We start from the raw sequence: 14,478 nt of genomic DNA, 5'->3' as shown, positions 1-14,478 counted from the left end.
GGGCCCGGCATCCGGATAGACGCCGCAATCGGCAAATCCGTGCACGGCAGATGACGTGAGCTGTGTCACCGCTTGGCTGGATCGCATCCGTTTGATCGCACAGAGTGACGGTGGTGGGGTTGTGCCCGAAGGGTCGTCACTTCTTGCCACATGATCCGGAGCGGTCACAAAAAGGCTGGTTCCCGCTCACTCCACAGGCGCAGAGCATCGCCCTGGTTTCGGTGTGAACGATTCCGTCCGAGGTCGTCACGCGCAGTTCGCCACGGAGCACCAACTGCCCCGCCGGCGTCCGCACGACCGTCGTCGGCCGGTCCGGCTCCTCGGGCGGCCCGTCGGCGAGCCGGTACCGGAGCGCGCCCGACGGGCAGCGCCGGATCACCTCGGCGACCCGATCCGGATCGGCGCCGTCCGGCTGCACCCAGGGGCGCTGCCCGCTGTCGAACACCTCCGGCAGGCCGCGCACGCACTCCGCGGCGTGCAGGCACCGGCCGGTCTCGTAGGTGACGGTGATCTGCCTGCCCGGATAGGCCTTGGGGCGGCTGGGCTCCTCGGGGCGGCTGGGTTCCTCGGGTCGGTTGGGCTGGTCGGACTCCATGCGCTGCGTGGGCTGCTCAGGCTGCTTGGAGGACATGCACTCACGGTAGGAACGCGGGGCCGGGGACGCACCCTGGACGGCGAATCCGGGGTGCATTAGCTTCCGGCGCCATGAGACTTCTGGGAGTTGGCATGCTCGCGGCGGCTTTGATGCTGGGGCCCGCGGTGGCACCGGCACGGGCCGACAGTGGAGAGGCGCGGGAGGGAGGCGGGGCACCGGATGCTTACGGGGCCGGGGAGTTACGGGAGCTGCGCGGTGTGGGCTGGGCGCTGAAGCAGACCGGCAAGGACGCCCGGTTCCGCGGACTGGCCGCCGTCAGCCGCACCACGGCCTGGGTGGCCGGCTCCAAGGGCACCGTGCTGCGCACCGTCGACGGCGGACGGAACTGGCAGGACGTCTCGCCGCCGGCCGCCGCGGCCGATGCCCTGGAGCTGCGCGACATCGAGGCCTTCGACGCGCGGCGCGCCGTCGCCCTGTCGATCGGGGAGGGGGAGGCCTCGCGGGTGCTGCGCACCGAGGACGGCGGCAGGACATGGACGGAGGCCTTCCGGAACACCGACCCGCGTGCCTTCTACGACTGCCTCACCTTCTTCGACTCCCGGCACGGCCTGGCGGTCAGCGACCCGGTGGACGGCAGGTTCCGCGTGCTGTCGACGGACGACGGCGGCCGGAGCTGGGCGGTGCTGCCGGACGCGGGCATGCCGGAGGCCCTGCCGGGCGAGGCCGGCTTCGCGGCGAGCGGGCAGTGCCTCGTGAGTTCCGGGTCCCGGGACGTGTGGCTGGCCACGGGCGGCGGCACCGTCGCCCGGGTCCTCCACTCGGCGGACCGCGGGCGCACCTGGCGGGCCGCCGTGTCCGGTATCCCGGCGGGCGACCCGGCCAGGGGGGTCTTCGCGTTGGCCTTCCGCGACCGTACGACGGGGCTCGCCGTCGGCGGGGACTACCGCACCGGCCAGCCGTCCCCGCAGGCCGCCGCCGTCTCGGCGGACGCGGGCCGCAACTGGAGCCCGTCCGGGACCCCGCCGCCCGCCTACCGGTCGGGCGCGGCCTGGCTCCCGCACACGCGCGGCGCGGCCCTCGCAGTGGGGCCGACCGGCACGGACGTGACGACGGACGGGGGTCGCACCTGGCGGGCGCTGGAGCCGGGCTCGTTCGACACCGTCGACTGCACGGCCGACGGCAGTTGCTGGGCGGCGGGGGAGAAGGGACGGGTGGGGCGGCTGGAACGCCGCTGATCAGGTGGTGGGGTGCGTGAACAGGTCCATGCTGCCGAAGTGGCTGGGCACGAACCCCGCCGCCTTGTAGACGGGCTCGCCGGCGGCGCTGGCGTGCAGCTGGATGTAGTGGATCCCGATGCCGTTCAGCCATGCGACGAGCCCGTCGACGATCCGGCGGGCATGGCCCTGCCCGCGGAAGGCGTCGTCGGTGACGATGCCGTCGAGGTAGCCGCGGCGGCCGTCGGTGTACTGGGGCCTGGGCAGGTGGTACGTCACCCAGGCCATCCCGGTGGCCACGAGGGGCTCGCCGGGTGCTCCGCCGACGACCAGGATGTGCACGTCGGACCGGTCGTCGATCCGCTCGAGGAACCACCCGCGGGCGACGTTCCGCCAGGCGGCATCGGAGGGCCCGGGCTCAACGCCGAGCGCGGCGAGCGCGACGGCCCGCAGCCGAATGAGCTCGGGTATGTCGGCGGGGGCGGCGGGACGGGGGTGGTACATGCGGGCTCCTGGGTGGGCGGTGGTTGACGCTGGGGCGGACCTGGCGGCCGGACCCGGCAGGGCGGGGCGCTCCCCGCAGCCGTGGCGGACCGGTTGACCGGGGGAGGGGGCATGGCGGGCGGTCCCGGCGACGCGACGCGACGCGACGCGACGGGGCGGGGCGGAGCGAGCTGGGCGGTGGCTTGGGCGGGGCGGCGGTCGCCTGGGCGGGGTCGGTGCGGGCGCGCCGGAACGGCGGCGAACCGGACACCCGCGGGCGGCATCGCGCCGCCGAAGGCGGCCGCGGTGAGCGGGATGCCCGACCCGGGGTCGGAAGCGAATCCGGGGGCTTCCCGGCAGCCCATTGTCCTTCCGGTGCGGGCCGGCCGGTCAAGGGCGCTCCTCCTTCGTCGTCGCGTCGCTACGCGATGGCCTTCGGCCACCCTTGACAGACCGACCCGCCCCGGAATGCCAAAGAGCTGCCGGGAAGCCCCCGAAGGATGGCCAGGGGGATCCTTGAAGTACGGCCCTCGCCAGAGCAGCCGCCCCCGCGCTCCGCCTCGCAGCACCCTCATGCGTCGGGACCGCCAGCTCCCGGCCCCCGCAGGGCGCGCGGGCACGAACCAGCCCCCAGGCCGCACCCAGAGGCCGTTCGAGAGCAACAGCCCCCAACCTGCCGAAAATGTCGACCAGAAGCCCATCGAGCCCCGCCAAACGCCCCAGATCGCTACGCGCTCCTCCCGACACGGCGTCCGCCCCCCGTCTGGTGTCGGACATAAGCCGCCCAAGACCTCTACGTGCTCCTCCCGATACGGCGTCTGGCTACCGTCTCGGGTTGGGCATAGGCCGCCCAAGACCTCTACGTGGTCCTGGCGGGTAGGCGTCTGGCTGCCGTTTGGGGTCGGGCGTAGGCCGCCGATGACCTGCACACGACGTTCAAGTGTGGGCTGAGGGGGAGGAGTTCTCGTGCGTGCTGTGTGCCAGAGCGCGTTGGTGAGTTGATGTGGTCGCGCGTGGTGGTAGGTGGACACCAGAATCGGCCCTTCTATGCGTTGAATGCCGCTTATTTGAGGCCAAGTGGCCTCCTTCCCGGCCCAGACGGTCGTCCGCCGCCGGACTTGGCGCACCACCTGTTGGTCTGACGCGCCCCGACTGCCGTCGGGCGCCGGCTTGCCGTGTGCGTAGCGAGCTGAAGCGTCTCTCGGCCCCCGACGGCGGTCGGCCGCCGAGGAGACAGGAGCGCGTAGCGATCTGTTGCGCCCACTAGCCCCAGACGGGGGCCAGACGCCTACCCGCCAGGACCACGTAGAGGTCTTGGGCGGCTTATGTCCGACCCCAGACGGGGGGCGGACGCCGTGTCGGGAGGAGCGCCTAGCGATCTGGGGCGTTTGGCGGGGCTCGACGGGCTTCTGGTCGACATTTCCGGCAGGTTGGGGGCTTGTTGCTCTCGAACGGCCTCTGGATGCGGCCTGGGGGCTGGTTCGTGCCCGCGCGCCCTGCGGGGGCCGGGAGCTGGCGGTCCCGGGTGCCTGGGATGCCGCGGGGCGGAGCCGGGGGCGGGCTGCTCTGGCGAGGGCCGTGTGTGGAATGGTCCCCCTGGCCATCCTTCGGGGGCTTCCCGGCAGCTCTTTGGCATTCCGGGGTGGGCCGGTCTGTCAAGGGTGGCCGAAGGCCATCGCGTAGCGACGCGACGACGAAGGAGGAGCGCCCTTGACGGGCCGGCCCGCCCCGGAAGGACAATGGGCTGACGGGACGCCCCCGGGCACTCTTCCGACCCCGGTCGGCCGTGATCCCGTTCCCGGGGCCGTGGTCACGCGGTGCTTGCCTTCCGTGCAGGGGCGTCACCCGTGTCGTCGCCGTCCCGCTGGCCGGCCGCCGCCCGTGTCGTCCCCGTCCCACTCGGCCGTCGCCGCCCGGGGCGCCCTCGTCCTGCTCCTGGCCCGGCCCGCCCTACGTCGCCAGGTGTTCGCGGACCGGGGTCAGATCCGCCGACGTCTTCGTGGCGATGAACTCCGTGATGCGGTACTCGCAGACGCCGGCCACCGTGAAGGGGTCCTCCTCCGCGATGCGCTCGGCCTCGGCGCGGGAGACTCCCGCCGCCAGGATGATGCCGCCGTCCCGCGGGACCTTGCGGCCCGAGGCGAGGAAGACGCCCGAAGCGTAGTAGCGGTCGAGCCAGGCGATGTGGGCGTCCAGCTCCTCTTCGACGGCTTCGATGGGCGCTGTGTACGTGAGCTCCATGACGAACATGATCGTCAGGTTACTCTCGCACCATCATGACGAGTGTGAAGACCCCCGCCGACGAGGCCGAGGCCCGGGCGATACAAGACGAACTGCGCAATCTGGTCGTGCTCGACGAGCCCGGTCCGCTCCCCGGACGAGGGCTCGTCGCCGGGGTCGACGTCGCGTACGACGACGAGCAGGACCTGGTCGCCGCCGCGGCCGTGGTCCTCGACGCCGCCACCCTGGAGGTCGTCGAGGAGCGGACGGCGGTGGGGCACGTGAGCTTCCCGTACGTCCCCGGGCTGCTCGCCTTCCGGGAGCTGCCCACCGTCCTGGCCGCCCTCGACGCCCTGACCGCCGCCCCGGACCTCGTCGTGTGCGACGGCTACGGCCTCGCCCACCCCCGCGGGTTCGGTCTGGCCTGCCACCTCGGGGTGGTCACCGGGCTGCCGAGCATGGGGGTGGCGAAGAACCCGTTCACCTTCACCTACGAGGAGCCCGGTGCCCGGCGCGGGGACGCCGCCGCGCTGCTCGCCGCCGACGGGGCCGTCGTGGGGCGCGCCCTGCGCACCCAGGACGGGATCAAGCCGGTGTACGTGTCCGTCGGCCACCGGATCTCACTCGACAACGCCTGCGCCCACGCCCTCGCGCTGAGCCCCCGGTTCCGGATCCCGGAAACCACCCGGCACGCCGACTCCCTGTGCCGCCGGGCCCTGCGCGCAGCCTCCTGACCCCGGAGCCTTCCTCCTGCCCCCGGGGCCTTCCTCCTGATCCCGGAGCCTCCCTCCTGACCCCGGAGCAGCCCCGAGCCCCGCCACCGGGGTCAGTCCACCGATGCCACCCGGAACCGGATCCCCGTCTTCTGTAGCCGTTCCAGCAGGGCGTCGCCCATCGCCACCGCCGTGGTGAGCTGGCCCGCGCGCTGCGGCAGGGCGTCGTACGCGAGGCACAGCGCTGATTCGGCCAGCATCTTGGCGGTCTCGCCGTAGCCCGGGTCGCCGCCCGACACCTCGGTGAACACGCGGCGGCCGCCGCCCTCGCCGACGAAGCGGAGGGTGAACCAGCTGCGGGCCCGCCGCTCGGCGTCGGGGCCCTGGCCCGGCTCCCAGCGGCCCATCAGCCAGCGGCGGGCCGGCGGCAGCTGGGCCAGGGCCGCGGTCGCGCCGACCGCCACGGTGGCGCCGACGGCGACGGGGAGGTGCTTGACCGAGGCGTAGTGCCGGTAGCGGAAGTCGGGCCCGTACCGCTCCAGCGCGGCCGCCGACCGGCTCACGACCTGCGGGTCCAGGGAGGGCAGGGGCATCGCCCAGGTGCCGGTCTCCCGGCTGAACCGCGGTGCGCCCAGCGGCCCCCGGACGCGCCGCCCGGGCAGCCGGGGCTCGTGCAGCCGGCGGGCGCGGGCCGCGGCCAGGGCCTGAGGGCCGCGGCCCATCGCGGTGAGGGCGGAGGCCAGGGTGCCGCCGGAGAAGAAGGCGTTGGACCGCACGAACCCGTCGACCCGCAGCGCGGCGTCCTCCGGAAGCTGCTGCACCGTGAAGTAGGTGCCGAGGTCGGCCGGGATGCAGTCGAAGCCGCAGGCGTGCACCAGGCGCGCCCCGGTCTCCCGGGCGCGGGCGTCGTGCTCGACGTACATGCGGTCCACGAACTCCGGCTCGCCGGTGAGGTCGACGTAGTCGGTGCCCTCCTCGGCGCACGCGCCGACCAGCTCCTTGCCGTACAGGACGTACGGTCCGACGGTCGTGGCGAGGACACGGGTGGAGGCCGCCAGCTCGCGCACGGCCGCCGGGTCGGAGGCGTCCGCCTGCAGCAGCGGCACGTCGGCGCAGCCGGGGTGCTGGGCGGCGAGCCGTTCGCGCAGCCGTTCCAGCTTGCCGGGGTCGCGGCCCGCGAGGGCCCACCGGCAGCCGGCGGGGGCGTGCCGGGCGAGGTACTCGGCGGTGAGCGACCCGACGAACCCGGTCGCTCCGAAGAGCACGATGTCGTGGGCCCGGTCCCCGCGCCCCTGTCCGCTCCGCCCAACCTCTTCGTCCATCACGGCTCCTCCCAGCTCGTATTGGTGGCCGAGGCTAGCGTGCGGCGCGTGTACGGCGATCAGCGCCCCGCCAGTGGCCCGGAGGCCGCTGACGGGGCGCTGCGCTGCACGCGTGCGGAGACGGATCGACCGCACAGACGCACCGACCGCAGAGACGGGATCGACCGCAGAGACGGATCGGCCACGCATGGCGGATCGACCACACCTGGCGGATCGACCGCAGGGTCAACCGACCACGGGGTCAGTTGTCCTGGTACAGGCCGAACACGTCGACGATGAGGTCGATGTTGCCGTCGCTCTGGTTCCAGAAGTCGACGATGCCGTTGGCGCCGGTGCTGGCCTGGACGAGGTTCGGGACCGTCTTGCCCACCGTCCAGTTGAGGGTGGAGGAGGTGGGGGCGGCCGGCCAGGTGGCCGTGTCGTCGATGTACGCGTCGATGGTGTTGGGGTCCGGGGAGACGGCGAGGTAGCCGTTGTCCTTGGTGTTGGTCACCGTGGAGTTCAGTACGAAACCGGTGATGCCGGGCTCGCCCGCCGCGAGCGGCAGGTAGACGTAGCCGCGGCCGCCGAGCGGGCCCTCGCCCCAGGTGGCGTTGTCGCGGGTGTCGAGCAGGCGCTCCGGCTGGAACGGCAGGTAGGCGCCGGCGCTGGCGGGGCTGTAGTAGCCGACGACGTCGACGATGACGTCGGCCGGGTTCCAGCCGCCGTTGCGGACGACGATCTTGCCGTCGGGGCCGACGGGGACGATGACCGAGTTGGCGATGGTCTGGCCGGCGGTGAAGTTCACGTTCGAGGCGGTCGGGGCGGACTGGCCGCTCGGGTAGACCGTCAGGTGGCCGTCGCTCTTGGGGTTGGTGACGGTGACGTTGAGGGCGACGGCCTTCACGCCGGAGGCCGGGACCTTGCCCTTGCCGGCGATCTGGACGTTGAAGGAGCCGTATCCGGCGACCTGGCCCTTGGCGGTGCCGGTGCCGTTGCGGGTGTCGACGAAACGTTCCGGCGCGAGGGGGGTGTAGCCGCTGGACGCGGACTGGGTGAAGTAGCCGGTGACGTCGGCGATGAGGTCGACCGACTCCCAGCCGCCGTTGTACAGGTTGACGTAGCCGTTCGCGCCGACCGGGACGATGACCAGGTTGGGGACGGTCTGGCCGGGGGCGAAGTTCACGTTGGACGTGGTGGGGCGGTCGTCGCCGTCGGCGAAGGCGGTGACGTGGCCGCCGCTGGTGGTGTTGGTGACGGTGACGTTGAGGACCACCGCGGTCACGCCCGCCGGGATGCCGCCGTTGCCGGCGATCTTCACCTTGGCGGAGGTGTACGGGGCGACCTTGGTCTTCGCCGCGCCCGTGCCGTTGCGGGTGTCGAGCAGGCGGGTCGGGCCGTACGGGGTGTAGTCGGAGCCCTCGGTGGTGACCTGGACCTCGTTGGTGACCGCGGTGGCCGTGGCGGAGTCCGTCACGGTGACCTTGACGGTGTACGTGCCGAGCTCCGCGTAGGTGTGCTCGCTGGCCACGGGCTGGCCGCTGCCGTCGTAGGCGGCGTTGGTGGTGGCGCCGTCGCCCCAGGCGATGGAGACGGAGGCGCTGGTGGCGAGGTTCTGGACCCAGGTGTCGAGGGCGAGGCCGTGGGCGCTCGTGGTGTACGCGTCGACGCCCACCTGGAAGTCGACCGCGCCGGTCTCGGCCGTCATGGCGCCGGCGCCCGGGGCGGTCGGCTGCGGGGCGGAGAGCCGGTTCTTGGCCGCCGGCGGGGTCTGCCGGGTGGACTCGGCGGCGGGGCTGCTGAACTTGGTCTTCTTCACGGCGTCGGCCGGGACCAGGTCGGGCGTGGTGAGGCCCTTGGCGCCGCCGTCGGTGGCCGGGCCGGTGGCCTGGGCGGCGGTGCCGGGAAGGAACGAGATGCCCGCTGCGAGGACGGCGGCGGACGCTGCGAGTCGGCGGTAGGACACCGAGCCCCCCAATGATCAGGTAGCCCTCGGTCAGGGCTGGAAACGCGCTCAGACTACAGAGGCGATTTTCAGCCATTCACCGACCCCCACCTTTGCTCCCGGACCCCATGGAAAACGCCCCGGAAAGCGGCCTGACCAGCCGTTTCCGGGGCGTTGTGGCGGGGTTTCGCCGTTCGGATCAGTTGTCCTGATACACGCCGAAAATGTCGACGACGAGGTCGATGTTGCCGTCGCTCTGGTTCCAGAAGTCGATGATCCCGGACGGGCCGCTCGCGGCCTGGACGAGGTTCGGGACGGTCTTGTTCCAGGTCCAGTTCAGGGTGGACGAGGTGGGGGTGGGCGGCCAGACGTCGCTGCCGTGGTCGTAGTCGCTCAGCGAGTTCGGGTCCGGGGTGACGGCGAGGTAGCCGCTGTCCTTGGTGTTGGTCACCGTGGAGTTCAGGACGAAGCCCTTGGTGTGGGGGAGGCCGTCGGCGAGCGGCATGTAGATGTAGCCGCGGCCCTCCAGCGGGCCCCACTTCCACTGCGAGCCGTCGCGGGTGTCGAGCAGGCGCGAGGGCTTGACCGGGACGTACGCGTTCGCGCTGTCCGGGCTGTAGTAGCCGACGACGTCGACGATGACGTCGGTCGGGTTCCAGGCGCCGTTGCGGACGGTGATCCTGCCGTCGGGGCCGACGGGGACGATGACCGAGTTGGCGACGGTCTGGCCCGTGGTGAAGTTCAGGTTCGACGCGGTCGGCGCCTGCTGCCCGCTAGGGTAGACGGTGAGGTGGCCGTCGCTCTTCGGGTTGGTGACGGTGACGTTCAGCGCCACGGCCGTGGCGCCGGGGGCGACCCAGCCCGTGCCGGCGACCTGCGTGGTGAAGGTGCCGTACCCCTTGACCTGGCCCCGGGCGGTGCCGGTGCCGTTGCGGGTGTCGACGAGGCGCTGCGGCGTCAGCGGGGTGTAGCCGCTGGAGGCGGACTTGGTGAAGTAGCCGGTGACGTCGGCGATGAGGTCGACCGACTCCCAGCCGCCGTTGTAGAGGTCCACGTAGCCGTTCTTGCCGACGGGGACGATGACCAGGTTGGGGACGGTCTGGCCGGGGGCGAAGTTCACGTTGGACGTGGTGGGCCGCTCGGAGCCGTCGGCGTAGGCGGTGACGTGGCCGCCGCTGGTGGCGTTGGTGACGGTGACGTTGAGGGCGACCGAGGTCACGCCCTCGGGGATGCCGCCGTTGCCGGCGATCTTCAGTCGCGTCACGCCGTACGCGGGGGTCTTGCCCTGTGCGGTGCCGGTGCCGTTGCGGGTGTCGAGGAGGCGGGTCGGGCCGTACGGGGTGTAGTGCGATCCGCGGGTCCAGACGGCGACCTGGTTGACGGCGGTGGCCTGGGTGACCTGGTCCGTCACGGTGACCTTGACCGTGTACCCGCCGGGCTTGCCGTACTGGTGGGCCGAGGTGGTGGTCTGGCCGCCGGTGCCGGACTCGTTGCTGGCGCCGCCGTCGCCCCAGTCGACGCTGATCGACACAGGGTTGGTGGTGCCGGTGGTGACGGTGTCCAGTTCCATGCCGTGCGCGCTGGTGGTGAAGGCCTGCAGGCCCACCTCGATGTCCGTCGCGGCGGTCTCGGCCGTGGCGGGGGCGGCGCCCTTGCCGGCGGCGGGGGCCTGCTTGACGGAACGATTCGCCGGGCTGTTGAACGTGGTGGTCTCGGGCTTCACGTTCTTCGCCGTGTCCGGCACGGTGACACCGTGCGGCTTCGGCTTGCCCGCGGCCGGGCCGGCGGCCTGCGCCGCGCCCGGGGCGAGAGTGGCGAGAGAGACGCCGGCCGCGAGGACGGCGGCGGATGCTGCGATTCGGCGGTAGGACACCGAGCCCCCCAAAAAAGTTGTTGAGCCCTTGATCAAGGCTGAAGCCCGCTCAGAGTACATAGCTCCGCCGACATCCGGGACACGAGTTTGTGCAGGCCGGAGGGGCAATTGCCGGAGCAGTGCGGTCCGGTTGCCCGCCCGGTGGCGGTGGGCGGGGCTAGCGTGAGCGTGGGTCCGCCCGCGCGGGTGCGGGCGGGCGCTGGTGAAGGGAGATGCGGGTGAAGGCTGCGCTGCGCAAGTGGGAGGCGGTGCGGGAGTTTGCGCTTGGGCTTCCCGAGGTGGCGGAGGAGTTCCCGTGGGGCCCCGAGGACTGCGTCATGAAGGTCAACAAGAAGATCTTCGTCTTCCTGGGCAGCACCGACGGCCCGCAGCCGCTCGGCCTCTCCGTCAAGCTGAAGGACGAGGCGCTGCACGGCCACGCCCTGTCCGCCCCCGGGGCGCAGCCGACCGGCTACGGCCTGGGCCGGTCCGGCTGGGTGTCGGTGCCGCTGGAGGAGGAGGGGGCGCCCTCCCTGCAGGTGTTGTGCGAATGGGTGGAGGAGAGCTACCGGACCGTGGCCCTGAAGCGGCACATCAAGGAGCTGGACGAGCGGATCGCGGCAAACGGCTAAGCGCTTGCTCTTGTGCTGAGTGGGGCACGTTCCTAGCATCGCTGGTGTTACATCAGTTGTGTCACACTCGCACACCAGGACGCTGGGGGCTCGATGGCAGTGACAGGTGCCGGGCACGAGCACGGGCACGAGTACGGGCGCGGGCAGGGCCCCGGGCACGGGCACGACGCTCACCGGGACGGCCAGGGCCGGCGGCTCCACGGGCGCGGCCCCCGCGGCCCGCTCTCCGGTGTGCGCGTCGTCGAGCTGGCTGGCATCGGCCCCGGCCCGTTCGCCGCCATGCTCCTCGCCGACCTCGGGGCCGACGTCGTACGGGTGGACCGCCCCGGTGGCCCCGGCCTGGCGATCGACCCCGCGTACGACGTCACCAACCGCAACAAGCGCTCCGTCCTCGTCGACCTGAAGTCCCCGCAGGGCCCCGCCCGGGTCCTGGACCTGGTCGAGCGGGCCGACGTCCTCATCGAGGGCATGCGCCCGGGGGTCGCCGAGCGGCTCGGCGTCGGCCCGGACGACTGCCTCGCCCGCAACCCGGGGCTCGTGTACGGCCGGATGACCGGCTGGGGGCAGGACGGCCCGCTCGCGCACGCCGCCGGGCACGACATCGCCTACATCGCCGTCACCGGCGCCCTCGGCATGATCGGCGCCCCGGACCAGCCCCCGGCCGTGCCCGCGAACCTCCTCGGGGACTATGCGGGCGGCTCCCTCTACCTCGTCATCGGCGTCCTCGCCGCCCTCCAGCACGCCCGCACCCCGGACGGCACCGGCCAGGTCGTGGACGCGGCGATCGTCGACGGCACCGCCCACCTCACGGCCATGATCCACGGGATGATGGCGGCCGGCGGCTGGCAGGACCGGCGCGGCGCCAACCTCCTCGACGGCGGCTGCCCCTTCTACGGCACCTACGAGACCGCCGACGGCGGCCACATGGCGGTCGGCGCCCTGGAGCAGCAGTTCTACGACCGGTTCAGCGAGCTGCTCGGCCTCGACGGCCTCGCCTCCGCCCGCAAGGACCCGGCCCGCTGGGGCGAGCTCCGCGAGGCCGTCGCCGCGCGCTTCACATCCCGTACGCGCGAGGAGTGGACGGCGGTCTTCGAGGGGACGGACGCCTGCGTGGCCCCCGTCCTGTCGCTGCGGGAGGCCCCGCACCACCCGCACCTCGCCGCCCGCGGCACCTTCACCGACGTCGGCGGGATCATCCAGCCCGCCCCCGCGCCGCGGTTCTCCGCGACGCCCGCCGCGCCGGCCGGCGGCCCCGCGCAGCCGGGCGCCGACACCGCGTCCGTGGCCCGCGACTGGGACGTGCCGGGACTGACCGAAAGGGGCGGGGACGCCTGATGGAACTCTCGATGCTGCTCGACTACGCCGGTGATCCGCGCCGGGCCGCCGACGAGGCCGCCGCGCTGGAGTCGGCCGGCCTCGACGCGGTCTGGGTCGCCGAGGCCTGGGGCTTCGACTCCCCGACGATCATGGGCTACCTCGCGGCCCGCACCGAGCGCATGAAGATCGGCTCGGCGATCGTCAACGTCTACTCCCGCACCCCCGCCCTCATCGCCCAGACGGCCGCCGGCCTGGACGCCCTCTCCGGCGGCCGCGCCCTGCTGGGCCTGGGCGCCTCCGGCCCGCAGGTCGTCGAGGGCTGGCACGGGAAGCCGTACGACCGGCCGCTCGGCCGGACCCGGGAGACCGTCGAGCTGTGCCGCCGGATCTGGCGCCGCGAGACCATCGACCACCACGGCATCACCGACATGCCGCTGCCGCAGGAGAAGGGCGGCCGGCACGGCAAACCGCTGAGGATCCTCACCCGGCCCGTGCGCCCCTCCGTCCCCGTCTACATCGCCTCGCTGGGCCCGGCCAACGTCCGGATGACCGCCGAGATCGCCGACGGCTGGCTGCCCACCCTGTTCATCCCGGAGAAGGCCCGCGCCGTGTGGGGCGGCCCGCTCGCCGAGGGCGCCGCCCGGCGCGACCCCGCGCTCGGCCCGCTGCAGACCGTCGCGGGCGGCCTGCTCGCCATCGGCGAGGACGCCGCAGCCGTACGGGACCTCGCGCGCCCGCAGATCGCGCTGTACGTCGGCGGGATGGGCGCGGTCGGCAAGAACTTCTACAACGACCTCGCCGTCGCCTACGGCTACGAGGAGGAGGCCCGGAAGATCCAGGAGCTCTACCTCGCCGGCCGCAAGCGCGACGCCGCGGCCGCCGTGCCGGACGAGTTCTGCGAGCTCATGACGCTGTGCGGGCCCGCGGGCTACGTACGCGAGCGGGTGGAGGCCTTCCGCGAGGCCGGGGTCACCATGCTCAACGTCACGCCCGTGGGCCCCGAGCCCGCCCGGCTGATCGAAACCGTCAAGAGCTGGCTCCAGTAGGGGGATCCGATGCAACGCCGCATCTTCGACGCCGACCACGAGGCGTTCCGCGAGACCGTCCGCACCTTCCTGGCCAAGGAGGTGCTGCCGCACTACGAGCAGTGGGAGAAGGACGGCATCGTCAGCCGCGAGGTCTGGCGGGCCGCGGGCCGGCAGGGGCTGCTGGGCCTCGCCGTCCCAGAGGAGTACGGCGGCGGCGGGAACACCGACTTCCGCTACGCCGCCGTGATCGCCGAGGAGTTCACCCGGGCCGGCACCCCGGGCCTGGCCATCGGCCTGCACAACGACATCATCGGCCCCTACCTGACCAACCTGGCCACCGAGGAGCAGAAGCGCCGCTGGCTGCCCGGGTTCTGCTCGGGCGAGACGGTCACCGCGATCGCGATGACCGAGCCGGGCGCCGGCTCCGACCTCCAGGGCATCCGCACCAGCGCCGAGGACCGCGGCGACCACTGGCTGCTCAACGGCTCCAAGACCTTCATCTCCAACGGCATCCTCGCCGACCTCGTGATCGTGGTCGCCAGGACCACCCCGGAGGGCGGGGCGCACGGGCTGTCGCTGCTCGTCGTCGAACGCGGCGCGGAGGGCTTCGAACGCGGCCGCAACCTCGACAAGATCGGCCAGAAGGCGCAGGACACCGCCGAGCTGTTCTTCAACGACGTACGCGTCCCCAAGGAGAACCTGCTCGGCGAGCTGGGCGGCGGCTTCGTCCACCTGATGAACCACCTCGCGCAGGAGCGGCTGGCCATCGCGATGGCCGCCATCGCCGGCGCCGAGCACCTGCTGGAGACCACCACCGGGTACGTCAAGGAACGCGAGGCCTTCGGGCGGCCGCTGGCCAAGCTCCAGCACGTCCGCTTCGAGATAGCGGAGATGGCCACCGAGTGCGCGGTCACCCGCACCTTCGTGGACCGCTGCATCGGCGACCACTCCGCGGGCGAACTCGACCAGGTCCACGCCTCCATGGCGAAGTGGTGGGCGACCGAACTCCAGAAGCGGGTCGCCGACCGCTGTCTGCAACTCCACGGCGGCTACGGCTACATGACCGAATACCGGGTCGCGCGGGCGTTCACCGACGGCCGCATCCAGACCATCTACGGCGGCACGACCGAGATCATGAAGGAGATCATCGGTCGTTCCCTGCTCGGCTAACCTCCCTC

12 protein-coding genes are annotated in these 14,478 nt (G+C 72.6%); 6 read left to right on the top strand and 6 right to left on the bottom strand.

Annotated elements, in window-relative coordinates:
• Positions 1-136: 136 nt before the first annotated feature.
• Entirely contained in the window at positions 137-631 is a 495-nt protein-coding gene (locus tag ACZ4VL_RS09610; protein WP_468197786.1) for a (4Fe-4S)-binding protein, read from the bottom strand.
• A 95-nt stretch (positions 632-726) separates the two neighbouring features.
• On the opposite strand from ACZ4VL_RS09610, the gene ACZ4VL_RS09605 reads away from it, so the two are divergent.
• Positions 727-1,830 (top strand): WD40/YVTN/BNR-like repeat-containing protein, encoded by a 1,104-nt coding sequence (locus ACZ4VL_RS09605; RefSeq protein WP_468197784.1) that lies wholly within the window; start codon positions 727-729, stop codon positions 1,828-1,830.
• Here the strand turns inward: ACZ4VL_RS09605 and ACZ4VL_RS09600 are convergent, their stop codons facing one another.
• Positions 1,831-2,313, bottom strand: coding sequence for a GNAT family N-acetyltransferase (locus ACZ4VL_RS09600; RefSeq protein WP_468197781.1), 483 nt, complete (start codon positions 2,311-2,313; stop codon positions 1,831-1,833).
• A 1,929-nt stretch (positions 2,314-4,242) separates the two neighbouring features.
• Positions 4,243-4,542 carry a YciI family protein gene (locus ACZ4VL_RS09595; RefSeq protein ID WP_468197779.1) on the bottom strand — a complete coding sequence of 100 codons (300 nt, stop codon included), beginning with the start codon at positions 4,540-4,542 and terminating at the stop codon, positions 4,243-4,245.
• 26 nt (positions 4,543-4,568) lie between these two features.
• On the opposite strand from ACZ4VL_RS09595, the gene ACZ4VL_RS09590 reads away from it, so the two are divergent.
• Positions 4,569-5,246: an endonuclease V gene (locus tag ACZ4VL_RS09590; protein WP_468197776.1), complete on the top strand. Its 678-nt coding sequence runs from the start codon at positions 4,569-4,571 to the stop codon at positions 5,244-5,246.
• A 92-nt stretch (positions 5,247-5,338) separates the two neighbouring features.
• On the opposite strand, the gene ACZ4VL_RS09585 is transcribed toward ACZ4VL_RS09590, so the two are convergent.
• The 3 genes from ACZ4VL_RS09585 to ACZ4VL_RS09575 form a co-directional block, all read right to left on the bottom strand.
• Entirely contained in the window at positions 5,339-6,547 is a 1,209-nt protein-coding gene (locus tag ACZ4VL_RS09585) for a saccharopine dehydrogenase family protein (protein WP_468197773.1), read from the bottom strand.
• Positions 6,548-6,788: 241 nt separating this feature from the next.
• The gene (locus ACZ4VL_RS09580) at positions 6,789-8,492 is read right to left on the bottom strand and encodes a PKD domain-containing protein (protein WP_468197771.1); all 1,704 of its coding nucleotides are present in this window, start codon (positions 8,490-8,492) and stop codon (positions 6,789-6,791) included.
• Positions 8,493-8,670: 178 nt separating this feature from the next.
• Positions 8,671-10,344, bottom strand: a complete 1,674-nt coding sequence (locus ACZ4VL_RS09575; RefSeq protein ID WP_468197769.1) for a hypothetical protein — start codon at positions 10,342-10,344, stop codon at positions 8,671-8,673.
• Between the two features lie 212 nt (positions 10,345-10,556).
• Between ACZ4VL_RS09575 and ACZ4VL_RS09570 the strand changes: the two genes are divergently transcribed.
• The 4 genes from ACZ4VL_RS09570 (at position 10,557) to ACZ4VL_RS09555 (ending at position 14,470) form a co-directional block, all read left to right on the top strand.
• Complete coding sequence (locus ACZ4VL_RS09570) at positions 10,557-10,955, top strand: MmcQ/YjbR family DNA-binding protein (protein ID WP_468197767.1); 399 nt, start codon at positions 10,557-10,559, stop codon at positions 10,953-10,955.
• A 93-nt stretch (positions 10,956-11,048) separates the two neighbouring features.
• The gene (locus ACZ4VL_RS09565; protein ID WP_468197765.1) at positions 11,049-12,290 is read left to right on the top strand and encodes a CaiB/BaiF CoA transferase family protein; all 1,242 of its coding nucleotides are present in this window, start codon (positions 11,049-11,051) and stop codon (positions 12,288-12,290) included.
• Complete coding sequence (locus ACZ4VL_RS09560) at positions 12,290-13,318, top strand: LLM class F420-dependent oxidoreductase (protein WP_468197763.1); 1,029 nt, start codon at positions 12,290-12,292, stop codon at positions 13,316-13,318. The genes ACZ4VL_RS09565 and ACZ4VL_RS09560 overlap by 1 nt, the downstream gene beginning before the upstream one ends.
• A 9-nt stretch (positions 13,319-13,327) precedes the next feature.
• Positions 13,328-14,470 (top strand): acyl-CoA dehydrogenase family protein, encoded by a 1,143-nt coding sequence (locus tag ACZ4VL_RS09555; RefSeq protein ID WP_468197761.1) that lies wholly within the window; start codon positions 13,328-13,330, stop codon positions 14,468-14,470.
• Positions 14,471-14,478 lie beyond the last annotated feature (8 nt).

This window comes from Streptomyces sp. NPDC029014, from assembly GCF_055564695.1.
The sequence above is the reverse complement of the archived record's forward strand: the minus strand, read 5'-3'. Positions and strand labels throughout refer to the sequence as shown.

Coding starts and splice junctions, on each gene's coding strand:
- ACZ4VL_RS09560 (WP_468197763.1), top strand. CDS start 12,290: ATGGAACTCTCGATGCTGCTCGACTACGCCGGTGATCCGCGCCGGGCC.
- ACZ4VL_RS09600 (WP_468197781.1), bottom strand. CDS start 2,313: ATGTACCACCCCCGTCCCGCCGCCCCCGCCGACATACCCGAGCTCATT.
- ACZ4VL_RS09610 (WP_468197786.1), bottom strand. CDS start 631: ATGTCCTCCAAGCAGCCTGAGCAGCCCACGCAGCGCATGGAGTCCGAC.
- ACZ4VL_RS09565 (WP_468197765.1), top strand. CDS start 11,049: ATGGCAGTGACAGGTGCCGGGCACGAGCACGGGCACGAGTACGGGCGC.
- ACZ4VL_RS09570 (WP_468197767.1), top strand. CDS start 10,557: ATGCGGGTGAAGGCTGCGCTGCGCAAGTGGGAGGCGGTGCGGGAGTTT.
- ACZ4VL_RS09555 (WP_468197761.1), top strand. CDS start 13,328: ATGCAACGCCGCATCTTCGACGCCGACCACGAGGCGTTCCGCGAGACC.
- ACZ4VL_RS09585 (WP_468197773.1), bottom strand. CDS start 6,547: ATGGACGAAGAGGTTGGGCGGAGCGGACAGGGGCGCGGGGACCGGGCC.
- ACZ4VL_RS09590 (WP_468197776.1), top strand. CDS start 4,569: ATGACGAGTGTGAAGACCCCCGCCGACGAGGCCGAGGCCCGGGCGATA.
- ACZ4VL_RS09605 (WP_468197784.1), top strand. CDS start 727: ATGCTCGCGGCGGCTTTGATGCTGGGGCCCGCGGTGGCACCGGCACGG.
- ACZ4VL_RS09595 (WP_468197779.1), bottom strand. CDS start 4,542: ATGTTCGTCATGGAGCTCACGTACACAGCGCCCATCGAAGCCGTCGAA.